Origin of the sequence: Streptomyces subrutilus (assembly GCF_001746425.1) — a bacterium.
GTDB lineage: Bacteria > Actinomycetota > Actinomycetes > Streptomycetales > Streptomycetaceae > Streptomyces > Streptomyces subrutilus_A.
In genome coordinates, this window is record NZ_MEHK01000001.1 from 2,584,238 (window position 1) to 2,602,977 (window position 18,740).

Annotated in this window: 16 protein-coding genes; 7 read left to right on the forward strand and 9 right to left on the reverse strand. The window is 72.5% G+C overall.

Annotated elements, in window-relative coordinates; genetic code table 11:
• Positions 1 to 33: 33 nt before the first annotated feature.
• Positions 34 to 1,935: a DNA primase gene (gene dnaG / locus BGK67_RS12705; RefSeq protein ID WP_069920193.1), complete on the forward strand. Its 1,902-nt coding sequence runs from the start codon at positions 34 to 36 to the stop codon at positions 1,933 to 1,935.
• Between the two features lie 54 nt (positions 1,936 to 1,989).
• Here the strand turns inward: dnaG and BGK67_RS12710 are convergent, their stop codons facing one another.
• On the reverse strand, positions 1,990 to 2,442 hold the full coding sequence (locus BGK67_RS12710) for a gamma-glutamylcyclotransferase family protein (protein WP_069920194.1): 453 nt from the start codon (positions 2,440 to 2,442) through the stop codon (positions 1,990 to 1,992).
• 419 nt (positions 2,443 to 2,861) lie between these two features.
• Here BGK67_RS12710 and BGK67_RS12715 point away from each other — a divergent pair, with 419 nt between their 5' ends.
• Complete coding sequence (locus BGK67_RS12715) at positions 2,862 to 3,404, forward strand: hypothetical protein (RefSeq protein ID WP_244291203.1); 543 nt, start codon at positions 2,862 to 2,864, stop codon at positions 3,402 to 3,404.
• Positions 3,405 to 3,536: 132 nt separating this feature from the next.
• Entirely contained in the window at positions 3,537 to 4,163 is a 627-nt protein-coding gene (locus BGK67_RS12720; protein WP_069920195.1) for a class F sortase, read from the forward strand.
• 10 nt (positions 4,164 to 4,173) lie between these two features.
• Here BGK67_RS12720 and BGK67_RS12725 read toward each other — a convergent pair whose 3' ends face one another.
• From BGK67_RS12725 to BGK67_RS12730, 3 genes are all read right to left on the reverse strand, one after another.
• Positions 4,174 to 4,950: a sulfite exporter TauE/SafE family protein gene (locus BGK67_RS12725; protein WP_069920196.1), complete on the reverse strand. Its 777-nt coding sequence runs from the start codon at positions 4,948 to 4,950 to the stop codon at positions 4,174 to 4,176.
• 36 nt (positions 4,951 to 4,986) lie between these two features.
• Positions 4,987 to 5,220, reverse strand: coding sequence for a hypothetical protein (locus tag BGK67_RS38300; protein ID WP_141754022.1), 234 nt, complete (start codon positions 5,218 to 5,220; stop codon positions 4,987 to 4,989).
• A gap of 66 nt (positions 5,221 to 5,286) precedes the next feature.
• Entirely contained in the window at positions 5,287 to 6,582 is a 1,296-nt protein-coding gene (locus BGK67_RS12730; RefSeq protein WP_069923820.1) for a ferredoxin reductase family protein, read from the reverse strand.
• Between the two features lie 157 nt (positions 6,583 to 6,739).
• Here BGK67_RS12730 and BGK67_RS12735 point away from each other — a divergent pair, with 157 nt between their 5' ends.
• Genes BGK67_RS12735 through nirD form a run of 3 tightly spaced genes read left to right on the forward strand, consistent with a single transcriptional unit; the run spans position 6,740 to position 10,840 of the window.
• Complete coding sequence (locus BGK67_RS12735; RefSeq protein WP_069920197.1) at positions 6,740 to 7,984, forward strand: NAD(P)/FAD-dependent oxidoreductase; 1,245 nt, start codon at positions 6,740 to 6,742, stop codon at positions 7,982 to 7,984.
• A gap of 1 nt (position 7,985) precedes the next feature.
• Entirely contained in the window at positions 7,986 to 10,511 is a 2,526-nt protein-coding gene (gene nirB / locus BGK67_RS12740) for a nitrite reductase large subunit NirB (RefSeq protein ID WP_069920198.1), read from the forward strand.
• Entirely contained in the window at positions 10,508 to 10,840 is a 333-nt protein-coding gene (nirD, locus tag BGK67_RS12745) for a nitrite reductase small subunit NirD (protein ID WP_069920199.1), read from the forward strand. Before nirB ends, nirD begins: the two co-directional genes overlap by 4 nt.
• A 6-nt stretch (positions 10,841 to 10,846) precedes the next feature.
• On the opposite strand, the gene BGK67_RS12750 is transcribed toward nirD, so the two are convergent.
• On the reverse strand, positions 10,847 to 11,257 hold the full coding sequence (locus BGK67_RS12750; protein ID WP_069920200.1) for a VOC family protein: 411 nt from the start codon (positions 11,255 to 11,257) through the stop codon (positions 10,847 to 10,849).
• Between the two features lie 132 nt (positions 11,258 to 11,389).
• Positions 11,390 to 11,608, reverse strand: a complete 219-nt coding sequence (locus tag BGK67_RS12755; RefSeq protein WP_208948689.1) for a hypothetical protein — start codon at positions 11,606 to 11,608, stop codon at positions 11,390 to 11,392.
• A gap of 232 nt (positions 11,609 to 11,840) precedes the next feature.
• Here BGK67_RS12755 and BGK67_RS12760 point away from each other — a divergent pair, with 232 nt between their 5' ends.
• Positions 11,841 to 13,001 (forward strand): alkaline phosphatase PhoX, encoded by a 1,161-nt coding sequence (locus BGK67_RS12760; protein ID WP_069920201.1) that lies wholly within the window; start codon positions 11,841 to 11,843, stop codon positions 12,999 to 13,001.
• Positions 13,002 to 13,057: 56 nt separating this feature from the next.
• Here the strand turns inward: BGK67_RS12760 and BGK67_RS12765 are convergent, their stop codons facing one another.
• The 3 genes from BGK67_RS12765 to dusB form a co-directional block, all read right to left on the reverse strand.
• Positions 13,058 to 14,104: an ArsR/SmtB family transcription factor gene (locus BGK67_RS12765; RefSeq protein ID WP_069920202.1), complete on the reverse strand. Its 1,047-nt coding sequence runs from the start codon at positions 14,102 to 14,104 to the stop codon at positions 13,058 to 13,060.
• A gap of 386 nt (positions 14,105 to 14,490) precedes the next feature.
• Entirely contained in the window at positions 14,491 to 17,199 is a 2,709-nt protein-coding gene (gene ppdK, locus BGK67_RS12770) for a pyruvate, phosphate dikinase (protein WP_069920203.1), read from the reverse strand.
• A gap of 364 nt (positions 17,200 to 17,563) precedes the next feature.
• Entirely contained in the window at positions 17,564 to 18,724 is a 1,161-nt protein-coding gene (gene dusB, locus BGK67_RS12775; RefSeq protein ID WP_069923821.1) for a tRNA dihydrouridine synthase DusB, read from the reverse strand.
• Between the last annotated feature and the right edge of the window lie 16 nt (positions 18,725 to 18,740).

An 18,740-nucleotide genomic window follows, 5' to 3' on the forward strand; every position in this document is an offset into this window, starting at 1 on the left:
AGGTTTGTCGGCGAGCGGCCGTAGACTTCACGCGTGGCAGGACGGATCAACGACGACGACGTGAAGGCGGTACGGGACGCGGTCCCGATCGACGCCGTGGTCTCCGACTACCTCCAGCTGCGCAACGCGGGCGGCGGCAACCTCAAGGGCCTGTGCCCCTTCCACGACGAGAAGTCCCCGTCCTTCCAGGTCAGCCCCAGCAAGGGTCTCTACCACTGCTTCGGCTGCCAGGCGGGCGGGGACACCCTCGACTTCATCATGAAGATCGACCACCTCTCCTTCTCGGAGGCGGTCGAGCGCCTGGCCGGCCAGGCGGGCATCACCCTGCGGTACGAGGAGGGCGGCTACACCGCCGGCACCAGCGGCCGCGGCGAGCGCATCCGCCTGGTCGAGGCGCACAAGGCGGCCGCCCAGTTCTACGTCGACCAGTTGGGCAGCCCCGAAGCGGAGATCGGCCGCAAGTTCCTGGCCGAGCGCGGCTTCGACCAGGCGGCCGCCGCGCACTTCAGCGTGGGCTACAGCCCGGCCGGCTGGGACCACCTGACCCGCTTCCTGCGCGGCAAGGGCTTCAGCGACAAGGAGCTGATCACCTCCGGCCTCGCCCAGGACAGCCGCAGCGGCAAGCCCATCGACCGCTTCCGCGGCCGGCTGATGTGGCCGATCCGCGACATCAGCGGCGAGGTGGTCGGCTTCGGCGCCCGCAAGCTGCGCGACGACGACAACGGCCCCAAGTACCTGAACACCCCCGAGACCGCGATCTACAAGAAATCCCAGGTCCTGTACGGCATCGACCTGGCGAAGAAGGAGATCGCGAAGACCTCCCGGGCCGTGGTGGTCGAGGGCTACACGGACGTGATGGCCTGCCACATGGCCGGGGTGACCACCGCGATCGCCACCTGCGGCACGGCCTTCGGCGGGGACCACATCAAGATCCTGCGCCGACTGCTGATGGACAACGCCACCGCCGAGGTGATCTTCACCTTCGACGGCGACGCGGCCGGCCAGAAGGCGGCCCTCCGCGCCTTCGAGGACGACCAGAAGTTCGCCGCCGAGACCTCGATCGCGGTCACCCCGGGCGGTATGGACCCCTGCGACCTGCGCCTGGCCCAGGGGGACGCGGCCGTCGCCGGCCTCGTGGAATCCCGGACCCCGCTCTTCGAGTTCGCGCTGCGGCACATCGTCGCCCGGCACAACCTGGAGAACCCGGCGGGCCGCGCGGCGGCACTGGACGAGGCCGCTCCGGTCGTCGCCCACATCAAGAACATCGCGATCCAGCACGAGTCCGCCGTCCAGCTCGCGGGCATGCTGGGCATCCGCGACGAACAGTTCGTCGTCAAGCGCGTCGCGCAGCTCGCGCGCTGGGCCCGCGAGCGCGGCGGCCAGCCGCAGCAGCAGGGCAGGGGCCGCTCGTCCTACGAGGCCGCCCCCGCGGCCGCCGCCCAGCCGGCCGGCGGACCCGCGCTGAACCTGCGCAGCCCGACCCACCGCACCGAGCGCGAGCTGCTGAAGCTGGCCCTCCAGCGCCCGGCGCTGGTCTCCCCGGCCTTCGACGCGTACGGGATCGACGAGTTCACCGCCCCGCCCTACGCGGCGGTGCGCCAGGCCATCCAGGACGCCGGCGGGGCCTCCCTCGGCACCGAGGACTACCTGGCCCGCGTGCGCGAAGCCGCCCCCAACGACACCGTCCGCGCGCTCGTCACGGAGCTGGCGGTCGAGGCCATCCACGCGAAGACGGTCGACGAGATCTACGCGGGGGTCCAGCTGGTCCAGGTGCGGCTGCGCGCCGTCGACCGCCGGGTCCACGAGATCCAGGGCACGCTGTCCCGGCTGGGTCCGCAGGCCCCGCCGGAGCAACTGGCCGCGGTCCAGGAGGAGCTGTGGGTGCTCCAGCAGTACGGCCAGCGGCTGCGCAACTGCGGGGCCGAGGGGCTGTAAGCGGGCCGGGGCCGTGGAGCTCGGGGGCGGCAGCGGCCCACGGGCTGTAGCGGTTCAGGGGTGGCAGCGGGCCAGCCAGTCGCCGCCCGGTATCTCGGTGCCCGACTCCCGCAGGTCGCGGGAGACCAGCGGGGACGCCAGGTAGACCCAGGCCCGGACCGGGGTGCCGTCGGCGCGCAGGGCCTCGCGGGCGATCCGGTCGTACACGTTCCCGGGGCGGCCCGGGCCCCCGTACTCCTCCAGCACGTCCAGGGCTGTCAGCAGAGCCCCGTACGCCTCCGGCGCCGCGGTGATCAGCTCCCCGGCCACGGCCGAGCCCGGCCGGTCGACCGCGTAGGGATAGCCGGGGCCCGCGTAGAGCGCCGCGCCCGGCAGGCTCGCGGGCTCCTCCGCGACCGTGCGGCCGCGCAGGAACAGGTCGTGGTTGACCTCGCCCGGGCGCAGCGTCCCGTAGACGAAGAACGGGAGCGGTGCGGTCGGATCCGGTGGCCGAACGACCGATGTCACGGGGCCCTCCCTGGGGTACGGCGGAACAGTCCGCGGACGGGGACCAAGGTCCCGACTCGCGTGCGCCACACCACCGTACGCAGCGGAGTCACACAGCCTCCCGGTGCCCGTACCCTCGCCGTCCGGCGTCGGTTCCCGCGCGGACCCCCGGATGAAGCCGTACCTCGGCAACGCGGCCGGCATCGTGGCGCCCGGCCGGGGCGGCCGAGCGCGGCCAGGGCACCGGGCTCGGCCTGACCGCTCGCGCGGCCGTCACCCGGACGGCGAAGGCGGCCCGGATGGCCGCATCCGTGGCTGTGACCTGCGCGAACCGGTCGGCGGCAGGGCTCGCACCGGGAAACCTGACGAGACATCAGCAGGCGCGCGGCGGGCGGTCCGGGTTACCTCGGAAGCACGACCCGTGTCTCCAGGGAGTTCCCATGCGCCGACGTACAGCCCATGCGCTGACTGCCGCCGCGCTGACCTGCGCCGCTTTCGTCGGCCCCGTCGCCGGCGCGGTGGCCGCCGTGGACCTCGGCATGGTGGGGTTCGCGCCCGGCGACTTCGCCGCACTGGAGGTGTGGCCGAAGTCCGCGGCGCCGGGCGCCACCGTCACCGTGAACACCACGGCCTGCGGGTCCGCCAGCCATGCCGAGGGTGATGCCACCACGGTGGGCGGCGGCCGCTTCAGACTGGTCCCGGGTACCCACAAGGAGGTGGTCGTGGGGCAGTTCCAGGTCGCCCGCGCCACCCGCCCCGGCACCTACGCCATCGGGGCGACCTGCGCGAACGGCAAGTACGCCACCGGCGACCTGGTCGTCACCGAACGCGGCCCGCAGGGCCACGTCCAGACCGGGGTGGGCGGTGGCACGACCACCGCCGCCGACCCGGCCAAGATCGCGGCGGGAGCGGCAGTGCTGGCCGCGACCGCCGTCGGCGGTACCTGGCTCCTGCGTCGCCGGGCGAGCGGCACGCGGAGCTGACGGACGCCCACCGCGGCTCCGGCCGCGGTCCGACCGGTACCGTCCCCCGTCGCCCGCCCCGCGAGGTCCCCCCGTTCGCGGGGCCGGGCGACGGCCAGTCACCCCGAAACGGAGAGCCGAGAGGGGGTACGCATGGGTGGCGATTTCCGCGGCGCCCGCCACGGTGGCCTCGTGGCCCTCGCCGCGTGCATCGGCATCTGGCTCGTCACCAGCGGCTCCCGCGAGCCCGTCGGGCCGCCGCTGCCCTCCCCCGCCGAGGCCCTGACCGCCGCCGGCGCCACGGGGCCCGGCATCGCCCCGCTCCCCGGATCACCGCCCCGGCGGATCCGGATCCCCTCCATCCGGGTCGACGCCCAGCTGACCGGGCTGGGCCTCCAGCCGGGCGGCAGCCTCGAAGTGCCCCCGCCCGACCGGCGGGACCTGGCCGGCTGGTACCGCGACGGCACCACGCCGGGCGCCACCGGCACCGCGGTCATCGCGGGGCACGTGGACGACGCCGCGGGGCCGGGGGTCTTCTACCACCTGGGAGCCCTGCGCCGCGGGGCGGCCGTCGAGGTCCCGCGCGCGGACGGCCGGACCGCCGTGTTCACGGTCCACGCGGTCGAGGTCTACGACGCCAAGGCCTTTCCCGACTCCCGCGTGTACGGCCCCTCGGCGCGCGCCGAACTGCGGGTGATCACCTGCGGCGGCGGCTTCTCGCCCCGCACGGGCTACCGCGGCAACGTGGTCGTGTTCGCGCACCTCACCGGGACGTACTAGACGCGGCCTCCTAGCCCCACTGTTCGAGACCGAGTTTGACCACCAGTGCGCCGACCACGGTCAGCAGCACCCCGCGGACGAAGCCGCTGCCCTTCTTGAGGGCCGTGCCGGCCCCGACCAGGCCGCCGGCCAGGTTGAAGACCGCCATGAGCGCGGCCAGCTGCCACAGCACCATGCCCTGGTGGGCGAACATCGCGAGCGCCCCCGCGTTCGTGCAGACGTTGACGATCTTGGCGGTCGCGGAGGCGGTGACCAGGTCGAGGTGGAGCAGGGCGGTGAGCGCGAGCACCAGGAAGGTGCCGGTGCCCGGTCCGATGAGCCCGTCGTAGAAGCCGATGCCGAGCCCGGCGAGTGCGATGGCGAGGAGCACCCGCTGCCGGCTGACGGGCGAGGCGCTCGGGGCGGAGCCGAAGGCGGGCCGCAAGAGCACGAAGGCGGCGACGACCACCAGCACGACCATGATCAGCGGGCGCATCGCGTCCTTGCCGATGCCACCGGCCAGCGCGGCGCCGCCCATCGAGCCGGCGAGCGCGGCCAGGCCGATGCGGACGGCGAGCTTCACGTTCACCGGGGTCTTGCGGACGTAGGTGACGGCCGCGCCGGTGGTGCCGACGATCGCGACGGCCTTGTTGGTCCCGAGGACGGTGGCCGGGTGGGCGTTCGGCAGGCCGAGCAGCAGCGCGGGAAGGAGCAGCAGGCCGCCGCCGCCCACCACTGCGTCGATCCAGCCGGCCGCCGCCGCGGCCACGCACAACACGATGATCATGGTCAAGGAGATGTCAGGCACAACCCGACCCTATGGACCTGTCGGGTGCCGCATCCGTCAATCCCCGGAAACTTGCGCAAAGGTTGAGCTCTGCCGGGCCGGCGCCCGGTCCGGGGCCACCGGAGCCGCCGGGTCCACGGCCGCGGTCAGCACACTGGCAGCCAGCACACTGGCCAGCCCGAGCCCGGCGGCGAGCGCCGGGGGCCTGCGGGGTCTGCGGTGCCGGGCCCGGGCCGCGGGGGCGGCGGCCGGGGCGGTCCAGGGCAGGGTGACGTGCAGCGGATGGCGCATGGAGCGGTGGCCCCTCTCGGAGACGAAGCTGATAGGTGAGGACGCGAGCCCGCAGCGCGGCCCCGCTCAGAAGCTGAAGCACTCGGAGTGGATGCGCCCGGCCGGCACCCCGGCCCGCAGCAGCCCCGCCTGGGCCGCCTCGGCCATCCCCGGCGGCCCGCACAGGTACACGTCGTGCTCGGCCAGGTCCGGCACCAGCGCGGCCAGCGCCTGCGGCGCGAGCGGATCGTACGCGGCCCCGGAGGGCCCGAGCAGGTAGTGCAGCCCCGCCTGCCGCTCGGCGGCGATGGCCTCCAGCTCGGCGCGCAGCACCAGCTGTTCCTCGGCTCCGGCCCGGTAGAGCAGGGTGATGTCGCCGGGGCCGCCGGGCAGTGTCTCGAACAGGGCCCGCATCGGCGTGATCCCGACCCCGCCCGCGATCAGCAGCACCTTGGGCCGGGTCCGCCGGGCGGCGGTGAGCGCCCCGAACGGCCCGGTGGCCAGGACCCGGGTGCCCGGCCGCAGCCGGCGGATGCGCCGGGTGTGGCCGCCGAGCCCCTTGACGGTGATGCGCAGGGTGTTCCCGCGGACCGGGGCGGACAGCGAGAACGGCAGCGCGGTGTGCCACAGCCGCCGCTGCAGGAATCGCCAGCGCAGGAACTGGCCCGGCTCCGCGCGCAGTTCCGCCAGGTGCTCCCCGTACATGACGACGGAGACCACCCCGGGGCCCTCGGCCCTGACCTCCGCCACGCGCAGTGCGTGCCGCAGGGCCTGCCGTACGGGGACCACGGCCCGGTACCAGAGCAGCAGGACGGCGACCACGGCGTGGGCGAGCGCCCAGAACCAGGCGGCGAGGGCGAGATCGGGGCCGGCGAGCTGGTGTCCGAAGGCGAGGGCGGCGGCGAGGTAGACGAACAGGTGCACCCCGCGCCAGGATTCGTGCGACACGCGGCGGCGTACCGCCCGGGCGGAGGTCGCCCCGACCGCGGCCAGCAGGACGGTCCCGGCCGCCGCGGCGGCGAGCGCGGGGTAGGCGAGCAGTTCCCGGACGGCGGTGACCAGGTCGACCCTCTCGTGCACGGCGTAGCCGAGCAGGGCGAAGAGCCCGTGCCCGAAGCAGAGGAGCAGGACGTGCCGGCCGCCGAGCGCGTGCCAGCGGGCGAGCCGGTCGGCGCCGACCCCGTGCTCGACGGCGGGCACCCGCGCCATCAGGAACAGCAGCACCAGCACCCCGTACCCGGCGAGCAGGCCGGTCAGGTGCGCCGCGGTGGCGAACAGGGCGTCGGGCCGGGCCGAGGGCCGCACCTGCACCGCCCAGAGCAGGACCACCGCCCCCGCTCCGCCCAGCATCCCGCCCCTGACCAGCCCCGCCACGTCTCGCATACGGGCCACGCTAAGGGCCCGCCGGACGGGTTCGGTGATCCTTAAGACGGCCTTGAGGGAAGCCTCACCGACGCTTAACCCGTGCGCTGAGGGCGGCGTTCCGTCCGGGTAACAACGGCGATGCGGCGGGGAAACAGCAGACCCGCACGCTCGGGGCATGACCTCGAAACAGCGTGTGGTGGTGATCGGCGGCGGGCTCGCGGGCCTGCGGCTCGCCGCGCGGCTGGCCGGCGGAGCGGCGGTGACCGTACTCGGCGAGGAACAGCACGTTCCGTACAACCGGGTGCTGCTCGCCGAGGTGCTGGCCGGCCGGTACGCGCCGGAGGTGGCCGCCCTCCCGGCGGCCGGCCCGGAGCTGCGGCGGGGCGTCCGCGCGGTCCGCGTCGACCGCGCCGACCGGAAGGTCCACTGCGACGACGGTGCCGCTCTGGCCTACGACACGCTGGTGCTGGCCACCGGATCCAACCCGGTGCTGCCGCCGCTGCGGGGGCTGTTCGAGCCCGAGGGGCGGGAGCTGCCCGACGGGGTCCACGCGTTCCGCACGATGGACGACTGCCTGGCGCTCTCGGAGGCCGTACGCCCGGGCGTGCGGGCGGTGGTGATCGGCGGGGGCCTGCTGGGCGTCTCGGCGGCCCGGGCGCTGGCCGCGCGGGGGGCACAGGTGGTCCTGGCGCAGCAGGCGGCGCGGCTGATGGAACGCCAGCTGGACGCCGGGGCCTCCGCGTTGCTGCACGCGCACCTGACCGCGCTCGGGGTCGAGATCCACACGGAGTGCCGGGTCCGAGGCCTGACCACGGCGCCCACGGCGGCCGCCCGCGACGCTCGGGGCCACCGCAGGGTCACCGGGGCGGAACTCGCCGACGGGTACCGGCTCGACGCCGACCTGGTCGTCCTGGCCTGCGGGGTCCGGCCCCGCACCGGGCTCGCCCAGGCCGCCGGGCTCGAAGTGCGCAAGGGCATCGTGGTCGACGACCGGCTGCGCACCAGCGACCCCCGGATCCACGCCATCGGCGACTGCGCCGAGCACGCCGGCCAGGTGTACGGCCTGGCCGGACCGGCGCTGGAGCAGGCCGACGTCCTCGCCGGAGTCCTGACCGGCGCCGACGCCGCGTACGCCGGCACCCGCGCCCTCACCCGCCTGACCCTCACCACCGCCGGCGGCAGCGGCCCCTTCGACCTCGCCTGCTTCGGCGAGACGACCCCCCGCCCGGGCGACGACGTGGTCCGCTTCGCCGACGCCACCCGGCGGACCTACCGGACGGTCGTCCTGCGCGACGACCGCCTCGTCGGCGGGGTCCTGCTCGGCGAGCTCTCCACCGTGGGCGCCGTCGCCCGCACCTGGGAGGGCGACGAGGCACCCCTCGACCTGTTCCACCTGCTCACCGACGACGGAGGCCACTGACATGACCGAGCCCCTGCCCGCGATCGTGCTCATCGGGCACGGCATGGTCGGCCAGCGCTACCTGGAGGCCCTCGCCGAGCGCGGTGCGACCCGGACCCACCGGATCACCGTGCTCTGCGAGGAGCCCCGGCCCGCCTACGACCGCGTCCACCTGACCTCGTACTTCTCCGGCAGCACCACCGAGGACCTGTCCATGACGCCCCCGGGGTTCATGGCGGAGCACGGCATCGCGCTCCACCTCGACGACCCCGCCGAGCACATCGACCGGACCGCCCGCACCGTCACCTCCCGCACCGGGCAGGTGTTCCCGTACGACGTCCTGGTGCTGGCCACCGGCAGCTTCCCCTTCGTGCCGCCCGTCCCCGGCAAGGACGCCCCCGGCTGCTTCGTCTACCGCACGATCGAGGACCTCCTCGCCATCGAGGAGTACGCGAAGGGCCGCACCAGCGGCGCGGTCGTCGGCGGCGGCCTGCTCGGGCTGGAAGCGGCCGGCGCCCTCCAGGGGCTCGGGCTCGCCACGCGCGTGGTGGAGTTCGCCCCGCGCCTGATGCCCGTCCAGGTCGACGAGGGCGGCGGCGCCGCCCTGCTGCGCACCATCGAGTCCATGGGCCTGACCGTCCACACCGGTGTCGGCACCCAGGAGGTGCTGACCGGCGAGGACGGCCACGTCAGCGGCATGCTGCTGTCCGACGGATCCGCCGTCGACACCGACCTCGTCGTCTTCTCCGCCGGGGTCCGCCCCCGCGACCAGCTGGCCCGCGCCTCGGGCCTGGACGTGGGCGAGCGCGGCGGCATCGCGGTCGACTCCCGCTGCCGCACCTCCGACCCGCGCGTCTACGCCATCGGCGAGTGCGCCCTGGCCTGCGACGGCCGTGTCTACGGCCTGGTCGCCCCCGGCTACGAGATGGCGGAGACCGCCGCCGAGGACCTGCTGGGCCGGGAGAAGGAGTTCACCGGCGCCGACCTCTCCACCAAGCTCAAGCTGCTCGGCGTGGACGTGGCCTCCTTCGGCGACGCCCACGGCACCGCCCCGGGCAGCCTCGACGTGGTCTGGTCCGACTCCCGCTCCGGTGTCTACAAGAAGCTGGTGGTCTCCCCGGACGGGGTCCTGCTCGGCGGGGTCCTGGTCGGCGACGCGGACGCGTACGGGCTGCTGCGCCCGCTCACCGGCAGCGTGCCGCCCGTCGCCCCCGAGCAGCTGGTCCTGCCGGCCGGCCTGGGCGCGCCCGTCGCGCTGGGCCCGTCCTCGCTCCCCGACCACGCGGTGATCTGCTCCTGCCACAACGTCACCAAGAAGGCCATCGCCGCCTGCGCCACCCTGTCCGAGGTGAAGAAGTGCACCAAGGCGGGCACCGGCTGCGGCAGCTGCGTCAAGGTGATCGGACAGCTGCTGCCCGCCGCCGCCGACAAGGGGCTGTGCGGCTGCTTCCCCTTCACCCGCGCCGAGCTGTACGAGATCGTCCGCACCCGGCGGCTCGCCTCCTACCAGGAGCTCCTCGACGGCCACGGCCGCCCGGAGGCCCGCGGCGGCGACGGCTGCGAGGTGTGCAAGCCCACCGTCGGCTCGATCATCGCCTCGCTCGCCCCGGCCGTCGGCGCCAGCGGCTACGTGCTGGAGGGCGAGCAGGCCGCGCTCCAGGACACCAACGACCACTTCCTGGCGAACATGCAGCGCAACGGCTCGTACTCGGTGGTCCCGCGCATCCCCGGCGGTGAGATCACCCCGGACAAGCTGATCGTGATCGGCGAGGTGGCGCGCGACTTCGGCCTCTACACGAAGATCACCGGCGGCCAGCGGATCGACCTCTTCGGGGCGAGCGTGGACCAGCTCCCGCGGATCTGGGCCCGGCTCGTCGACGCCGGATTCGAGTCCGGGCACGCGTACGGGAAGGCCCTGCGGACGGTGAAGTCCTGCGTGGGGCAGACGTGGTGCCGCTACGGGGTCCAGGACAGCGTCCGGATGGCCATCGACCTGGAGCTGCGCTACCGGGGGCTGCGCGCCCCGCACAAGCTCAAGTCGGCGGTCTCCGGCTGCGCCCGCGAGTGCGCGGAGGCGCAGAGCAAGGACTTCGGGGTCATCGCGACCGCGAGCGGCTGGAACCTCTACGTGGGGGGCAACGGCGGGGCCACCCCGCGCCATGCCGACCTCCTCGCCCAGGACCTGTCCGACGCGGAACTGGTCCGGTTGATCGACCGGTTCCTGATGTTCTACATCCGCACCGCCGACCGCCTGGAGCGGACCTCGACCTGGCTGGAGCGGCTGGAGGGCGGCCTGTCCCATCTGCGGGACGTGGTCGTGCACGACTCGCTGGGGCTGTGCGCGGAGCTGGAGTCGCTGATGGCCGACCACGTGGCGCACTACCGCGACGAATGGGCCGAGACGCTGGAGGACCCGGAGCGGCTGCGCCGGTTCGTGTCCTTCGTGAACGCGCCCGGCGCCCCGGACCCGACCGTGAAGTTCGTCCCCGAGCGCGACCAGGTCAAGCCCGACCTGGCCGTACTGACCATAGGAGGAGCCGTCCGATGACCGTCGAACTGAGGGTGGCCGAAGGCTGGCTGACGGTGTGCGAGCTGTCCGCGCTGGTCCCCGGGCGCGGGGTCGCGGCCCTGCTGCCGGACGGGAGCCAGGCCGCGGTGTTCGTCGACCGCGCGGGGCGCCCGTACGCCATCGGCAACCAGGACCCCTTCACGGGCGCGCACGTGCTGTCGCGGGGGCTGCTGGGGAGTGCGGCGGGCAGGCCGTTCGTGGCCTCGCCGCTGCTGAAGCAGCGCTTCGACCTGGAGTCGGGGCGCTGCCTGGACGACGAGGAGGTGGCGGTCCGGACCTACCCCGTGCGGACCGCCGCGACCTCGTAGCGGGCATCAGCCCTCGATGGCGGCCGGGTCCATCCAGACGTACTCCCACACGTGGTGGTCCAGGTCCTCGAAGGCGCGGCCGTACATGAAGCCCAGGTCCATGGGCGGCCGCGGCTCGGTGGCGCCCGCCGCGAGGGCGGCGTCGACGACCTCGTCGACCTTGGCGCGGCTCTCGGCGCTCAGGGCGACCATCACCTCGGTGGTCTTCGAGGCGTCGGCGACCGGCTTGGTGGCGAACCCCCGGAACTTCTCCTCGGTGAGCAGCATCGCGAAGATGGTGTCGCTGATCACCAGGGAGGCGGCGGTCTCGTCGGAGAACCGCGGGTTGAAGGAGTAGCCGAGCTTCTCCCAGAAGGCCCGGGCGGCGTCCAGGTCCTTGACCGGCAGGTTGACGAAGATCATCTGGGGCTGGGACATCACGGTCTCTCTTCTCGCGCGGTGGTCGCTGCTTTCGAGAGGTAGACCAAGGGGCGGGCGCAAACTCATCGCCCCCGCGAGATTTTTCTCGAGATTTCTTCCCGGTCCCGCCCGGCCGGGCGAAACCACAGGTCAGGCCGCCGAGCGCAGCTTCAGCGCCGCCAGCGGGACAAAGCCGAGGCCGTCCGCGCTCGCCGTGGACGCCCCCTCGCCCGCGAGCCGCTTGTGCAGGGCCGGCGCGATCCGCTCGCCCCGCGCCTTGGCCCGCTCGGCGTTCGGGCCCCGGCGCAGTCCGGCGACGCTCGCGTCGGCGCGGCCCGAGATGTCGTCGGCGGCGGCGAAGTGGTCCATCCCTCCACCCTCCTTCCCCGCGGCGGTTCTCCCCAGGGGAGAAGGTCCCGAGGAACGGCCCGGGGGAAGCGCGTCCGGGCGCGGTGAAAGTCCCCGCCGGAGGATTGAACCTGACCGGTCGCTCGTGCGTAATGAGGAATTGGTGCCACGTCAACTGGCGCCTCCTAGGTTCCTCGACGCGTGCGACCCCGCGTCCGACCGGCCGCGGGGCCTTCCTCCCACAGGAGTGACCGTGGAACGTCGTACCTTCCTGCGCGGCGCAGTGATCGGTTCGTCGGCCGCCGCCTTCGGCGGAACGTTGATGCACGGGGCCGCCTACGCGGCACCCGCCCAGCCCGGCGCCGGACCGTACGGAGCACTCGGCGCGGCGGACGCGAACGGCATCCAGCTGCCGGCCGGGTTCAGCAGCCGGGTGATCGCCCGCTCCGGCCAGACCGTCGGCGGCACCTCGTACACCTGGCACAGCGCCCCGGACGGCGGCGCCTGTTTCGCGGACGGCACGGGCTGGATCTACGTGTCGAACTCGGAGATCAACCCCTCCGGCGGCGCGAGCGCGGTCCGGTTCAACTCCTCCGGCACCGTCACCGGCGCCTACCGGATCCTCTCCAACACCCGGCAGAACTGCGCGGGCGGCAAGACCCCGTGGAACACCTGGCTGTCCTGCGAGGAGGTCGACCGCGGCTACGTCTACGAGACCGACCCGTACGGCGTGAACGCGTCCGTGCAGCGGGCCGCGATGGGCCGCTTCAAGCACGAGGCGGCCGCCGCCGACCCGGTGCGCAAGGTGATCTACCTGACCGAGGACGAGAGCAGCGGCTGCTTCTACCGCTTCGTCCCGACCACCTGGGGCAACCTCTCCTCCGGCACCCTCCAGGTCCTCAAGGCCGGCACCGCCACCTCCGGCTCCTTCACCTGGGCCAACGTCCCGGACCCGGACGGCTCGCCGACCGCCACCCGCAGCCAGGTCTCCGGCTCGAAGAAGTTCAACGGCGGCGAGGGCTGCCACTACGCCAACGACACGGTCTGGTTCACCACCAAGGGCGACAACCGGGTTTGGCAGCTCAACCTCGCGAACAACACGTACGAGCTGGCCTACGACGACTCCCTCGTGCCGAGCGGCGCCGCCCCGCTGACGGGCGTCGACAACGTCACCGGGTCCTCGTACGGCGACCTGTACGTCGCCGAGGACGGCGGCAACATGGAGATCTGCGTGATCACTCCGGACGACGTGGTGGCGCCGTTCCTGCGGATCACCGGCCAGTCCTCCTCGGAGATCTGCGGCCCGGCCTTCTCACCGGCCGGCAACCGGCTCTACTTCTCCAGCCAGCGCGGTACGAGCGGCAGCTCCTCGGGCGGCATCACCTACGAGGTGACGGGCCCGTTCCGCACCTGAGCACCCTGATCCCGCACCGCCGCGGCCCCCGGCACCCGGCCGGGGGCCGCGGCGTTTCACGAGGCCACCGCGCCGCCCTTGAGCAGCGCGGCCCCCAGCGGGGTCACGGTGTGCAGCACCGCGTTGCCGTGCCGCAGCGTCGTCACCAGGCCCGCCTCGCGCATCACGCAGGCGTGCTGGCTCGCCGAGGCCAGCGAGACCCCGGCCCGGCGGGCCAGTTCGCTGGTGGTGGCGCCGTCGCCGATGGCCCGCAGGACCACCGAGCGGGTGTGCCCCACCAGCTTGCCCAGGTTGCGCTGGCGCTGCTCCTCGACGTGCACGGTGCGCGCCGCCTCGCCGCCCGCGGGGGCCGAGGCCAGGTGCGAGGCGGCCGGGTAGACCAGCACCGGCGGCAGCTCGGGGTCGTGCAGGGTCACCGCGGTGCGCCGGCAGAAGAAGGACGGCTGGAGCAGCAGCCCGCGCCCCCGTAGCCGTACGTCCCGGTCCACCGGGTAGTCGCACTCGAGCACCGGGGCGCGCCAGCGCAGCATCGGCGGCAGCGAGGCCAGCAGTTCGTCGGCGCCCCCGTCCAGCAGGGCCCGGCCGCGCGCGGCCCGCTCGGCCTCTATCTGCGCCTGTATGTGGGTCCAGTACGGCTCCACGGCCGCGCGGTGGTACGCGCGCAGCTCGCCCAGGAGCCTGGGCAGGTGCTTGGTGCCGCCCTCCATGAACTCCCGCAGCCGCGGCGCCATGGACGCTCCGGCGCCCGCACCCGCTCCCGGACCCGCTCCCGCGCCGGGCCCGCCGGCGAGCAGCAGGAGCTCGCGCCGCAGCCGCTCGGGACGGATCCCGCGCAGCGCGTCGAGCGCCACGTCCCACCCGTACTGCCCCTCCACGGGGGTCAGGAAATCGGGAAAATATCCGCGCGCCGGTATGAGCATGCCGAGCGTGCGTGTTTCACCATTCAACCTGCCCCGCGTTTCCGTACGCCATTCACCGAACAACCGGGCGTCTCGCCGGTCCCTTAAGCGGTGAAAGCTGAGAATCGTTTCCCACAACGCATCGGGACGCCCTGCCATCCGTACGCGTGCCAGGTCCACTCCAGTGAAATGGATACGCAGCACCGAACCCCCACCTGTGCAACCGCAATCCCCCCGCCCCACGAGTATGCACGCCGTCACACGTGGTCACCACGCCCTTTCGGCCACAGTTGAAACCCCTTTCGGCAGAGGCGTGACAACCGAAATCCTGTACTCCGCCGGGCACACTCCGATGCGACCGAAACGCTCCGCGAAGGCCGTGGGGGGCTTTGCGGGGCCTGGCGGTCGGTCGCACGGGAAGCGCCGACGTGCCCGGCAGAATGACAGCGGCGGTGGACGGGTGGGGATCCGTCCACCGCCTGCTGGCGTAAAGATTTGTTGAACAGAAAAAAATAGGCGCGCCCGCCCTCGGGCAGTCAGGGAACCCGGGGGCGGGCGCGGTCTATGGGGCCCCTTCCCGGGGCAGGGGGTCAGCGGCTGTCGCTGCCCTTCGCCTCGGCGGCGGCACGGCCGGCCTCCAGGCGCGCGACCGGAATCCGGAACGGCGAGCAGGAGACGTAGTCGAGGCCGACCTCGTGGAAGAAGTGGACGGACTCGGGGTCACCGCCGTGCTCGCCGCAGACGCCGAGCTTGAGGTCGGGGCGGGTGGCCCGGCCCTGCTCGACCGCGTGGCGGACCAGCGAGCCGACGCCGTCCTTGTCGATGGTCTCGAAGGGCGAGACCCCGAAGATGCCCTTCTCCAGGTACGCGGTGAAGAAGCTGGCCTCGACGTCGTCGCGGGAGAAGCCCCACACCGTCTGGGTCAGGTCGTTCGTACCGAAGGAGAAGAACTGCGCGGCCTCGGCGATCTGCCCGGCCGTCAGGGCGGCGCGCGGCAGCTCGATCATGGTGCCGATGGTCAGCTTGAGGTTCGTGCCGGTGGCGGCCTCGACCTCGGCGATGACCTGGTCGGCCTCGTCGCGGACGATCTCCAGCTCCTGGACGGTGCCCACGAGCGGGACCATGATCTCGGCGCGCGGGTCGCCCTTGGCGTTCTTGCGCTCGGCCGCGGCCTCGGCGATCGCCCGGACCTGCATCTTGAACAGGCCGGGGATGACCAGGCCCAGGCGGACACCGCGCAGGCCCAGCATCGGGTTCTGCTCGTGCAGCTTGTGGACGGCCTGGAGCAGGCGCAGGTCGTTCTCGTTGTGGTCCTTGCGGGACTCGGCGAGGGCGACGCGCACCGACAGCTCGGTGATGTCCGGCAGGAACTCGTGCAGCGGCGGGTCCAGCAGGCGGACGGTGACGGGCAGGCCGTCCATCGCCTCGAACAGCTCGACGAAGTCCTTCTTCTGCAGCGGCAGGAGGGCACTGAGTGCCTCCTCGCGCTCTTCGTCGGTGTCCGCGAGGATCAGCCGCTCCACCAGTTCGCGGCGCTCGCCGAGGAACATGTGCTCGGTGCGGCACAGGCCGATGCCCTGCGCGCCGAAGCGGCGGGCGCGCGACGCGTCCTCGGCGTTGTCGGCGTTGGCGCGCACCCGCAGGCGGCGCACGCGGTCCGCGTAGGCCATGATCCGGTGCACGGCGGCGACCAGCTCGTCGGCGTCGTCGGCGCCGGCGTGCATGCGGCCCTCGAAGTACTCGACGACCGGGGAGGGTACGACGGGTACCTCGCCGAGGTAGACCTTGCCGGTGGAGCCGTCGATGGAGACGACGTCGCCCTCTTCGATGACCGTCTCGCCGACCGTCATGCGACGGCGCTTGGTGTCGACGTCGAGCTCCTCGGCGCCGCAGACGCAGGTCTTGCCCATGCCGCGGGCGACCACGGCGGCGTGCGAGGTCTTGCCGCCGCGCGAGGTCAGGATGCCCTCGGAGGCGATCATGCCGTCCAGGTCGTCCGGGTTGGTCTCGCGGCGGATCAGGATGACCTTCTCGCCGGAGCGGGACCACTTGACGGCCGTGTAGGAGTCGAAGACGGCCTTGCCGACGGCCGCGCCCGGGGAGGCGGCGATGCCGCGGCCGAGCAGCTCGGTCTTCGCGGTCTCGTCGAAGCGCGGGAACATCAGCTGCGCGAGCTGGTGGCCGGTGACGCGCTGCAGGGCCTCGGCCTCGTCGATCAGGCCCTGGTCGACGAGCTGGGTGGCGATCCGGAAGGCGGCGCCGGCGGTGCGCTTGCCGACGCGGGTCTGGAGCATCCACAGCTGGCCGCGCTCGATGGTGAACTCGATGTCGCAGAGATCCTTGTAGTGGGTCTCCAGCGTCTCCATGATCGTCATGAGCTGGTCGTACGAGGCCTTGTCGATGGTCTCCAGGTCCGCGAGCGGAACGGTGTTGCGGATGCCCGCGACGACGTCCTCGCCCTGGGCGTTCTGGAGGTAGTCGCCGTAGACGCCCTGGTGGCCGCTGGCGGGGTCGCGGGTGAAGGCGACGCCGGTGCCGGAGTCGGGGCCGAGGTTGCCGAAGACCATGGAGCAGATGTTGACCGCGGTGCCCAGGTCGCTCGGGATGCGCTCCTGGCGGCGGTAGAGCTTGGCGCGGTCGGTGTTCCACGAGTTGAAGACGGCCTCGACGGCGAGGTCGAGCTGCTCGCGGGCGTCCTGCGGGAACTCGCGGCCGGCCTGCTTGGCGACGATCTTCTTGAAGCGGGTGACCAGCTGCTTCAGGTCGGCGGCGTCGAGGTCGGTGTCGACGGTGACCTTCTTGGCGGCCTTGGCCTCCTCGAGGGCTTCCTCGAAGAGCTCGCCGTCGACGTCCAGGACGGTCTTGCCGAACATCTGGATGAGGCGGCGGTACGAGTCCCAGGCGAAGCGCTCGTTGCCGGACTGGGCGGCGAGGCCGGTGACGGAGGCGTCGGAGAGCCCGATGTTGAGGACCGTGTCCATCATGCCCGGCATGGAGAACTTGGCGCCGGAGCGGACGGAGACCAGAAGCGGATCGTCCGACTGGCCGAGCTTCTTGCCCATCTTCGTCTCGAGGGCGGCAAGGTGGGTGCTGACCTCGTCGCGCAGCTCGGCCGGGGCCGTGCCGCTGTCGAGGTAGACCTTGCAGGCCTCGGTGGTGATGGTGAAGCCGGGAGGGACCGGCAGACCCAGGTTGGTCATCTCGGCGAGGTTGGCACCCTTGCCGCCGAGAAGGTCCTTGAGGTCGCGGTTTCCCTCGGTGAAGTCGTAGACGAACTTCTGATCTTTGTTTTCCGACACGGGTCTCGACTCCTCGAGGCTCGGTGGCTGCCCTGACGGCCAGGAACATACCCAGATCGAAGGCTTCTGGGTACGTCCACTTGGTCGTCATGCGGCTGTAACCACCCGTGCGCCAGCAGATCGAAAGTAACGCACGGGTAATCAGAACGCCCGGAAAGCCTTCACCTTCCGAAGAAAGAGGGGGCTTTTGAGGCTTGATGACGCTCGAATGAGCGATCATCGATCCATTTGCGTTCAACTCTTGAACGAACAAAGGGTGGCACCCAGTGCCACCCTTTGAAAGTCTTACCCGTGACTTCAATGCTCATCTGAGCGAAACCCCTCCCATGCGTGGCGTATATCACGCACCACGGAGGGCGATTTGTCAGCCTCCGGAAGTGTCCAGTTCCGCTTCCTCACTGATGCCCGCACAGTCGTACGGGTCCTTCAGCCAGCCGTCCGGCAGGACAACCCGGTTGTTTCCGGACGTCCGGCCGCGAGGACCGTCCGCGCTCTCCGGCCACCCTTGATCCAAGTCGAGCTCGCTCAGATGAGCGTCCAGTTCGGCCAGGGAGGAGGTGACCGCCAGCTTCTTGCGCATCTCGGAGCCCACCGAGAAGCCCTTGAGGTACCAGGCCACGTGCTTACGGAAGTCGATCACCCCGCGCGCCTCGTCGCCGATCCACTCCCCCAGCAGCTGCGCGTGCCGGTGCATGGTGGACGCGACCTCGCGCAGCGTGGGCTTGTGGAAGTCCTCCGGGCGCCCCTCGAAGGCCGCCACCAGGTCGTTGAACAGCCACGGCCGCCCCAGGCAGCCCCGGCCGACGACCACGCCGTCGCACCCGGTCTCGCGGACCATGCGCAGCGCGTCCTCGGCGCACCAGATGTCACCGTTGCCGAGGACCGGGATCTCCGGCACGTGCTCCTTGAGCCGCGCGATGGCCTCCCAGTCGGCGGTGCCGCCGTAGTGCTGGGCGGTGGTGCGCCCGTGCAGGGCGATGGCGGTGACCCCCTCCTCGACGGCGATCCGGCCGGCGTCCAGGTAGGTGAGGTGCTCGTCGTCGATGCCCTTGCGCATCTTCATCGTCACCGGCAGGTCGCCGGCGCCGGCGACGGCCTCGCGCAGGATCGCGCGCAGCAGGTTCCGCTTGTAGGGGAGGGCCGAGCCGCCGCCCTTGCGGGTCACCTTGGGGACGGGGCAGCCGAAGTTGAGGTCGATGTGGTCGGCGCGGTCCTCCTCGACGATCATGCGGACCGCCTTGCCGACCGTCACCGGGTCGACTCCGTACAACTGGATCGAGCGGGGCTTCTCGGTCTCGTCGAAGTGGATCAGCTGCATGGTCTTCTCGTTGCGCTCGACCAGGGCGCGGGTCGTGATCATCTCGCTCACGAACAGCCCCTTGCCGCCGGAGAACTCCCGGCAGAGGGTACGGAACGGGGCATTGGTGATGCCGGCCATCGGCGCGAGCACCACCGGGGGCTGCACGGTGTGCGGGCCGATCGCGAGGGGCGGGGGGAGCGTGGTCATCCGCCCATTGTCCCGCATGCCGAGGGGGTGCGGC

Coding starts and splice junctions, on each gene's coding strand:
- BGK67_RS12715 (WP_244291203.1), top strand. CDS start 2,862: ATGCGCCGACGTACAGCCCATGCGCTGACTGCCGCCGCGCTGACCTGC.
- BGK67_RS12720 (WP_069920195.1), top strand. CDS start 3,537: ATGGGTGGCGATTTCCGCGGCGCCCGCCACGGTGGCCTCGTGGCCCTC.
- BGK67_RS38300 (WP_141754022.1), bottom strand. CDS start 5,220: ATGCGCCATCCGCTGCACGTCACCCTGCCCTGGACCGCCCCGGCCGCC.
- BGK67_RS12730 (WP_069923820.1), bottom strand. CDS start 6,582: ATGCGAGACGTGGCGGGGCTGGTCAGGGGCGGGATGCTGGGCGGAGCG.
- BGK67_RS12735 (WP_069920197.1), top strand. CDS start 6,740: ATGACCTCGAAACAGCGTGTGGTGGTGATCGGCGGCGGGCTCGCGGGC.
- nirB (WP_069920198.1), top strand. CDS start 7,986: ATGACCGAGCCCCTGCCCGCGATCGTGCTCATCGGGCACGGCATGGTC.
- nirD (WP_069920199.1), top strand. CDS start 10,508: ATGACCGTCGAACTGAGGGTGGCCGAAGGCTGGCTGACGGTGTGCGAG.
- BGK67_RS12750 (WP_069920200.1), bottom strand. CDS start 11,257: ATGTCCCAGCCCCAGATGATCTTCGTCAACCTGCCGGTCAAGGACCTG.
- BGK67_RS12755 (WP_208948689.1), bottom strand. CDS start 11,608: ATGGACCACTTCGCCGCCGCCGACGACATCTCGGGCCGCGCCGACGCG.
- dusB (WP_069923821.1), bottom strand. CDS start 18,724: ATGCGGGACAATGGGCGGATGACCACGCTCCCCCCGCCCCTCGCGATC.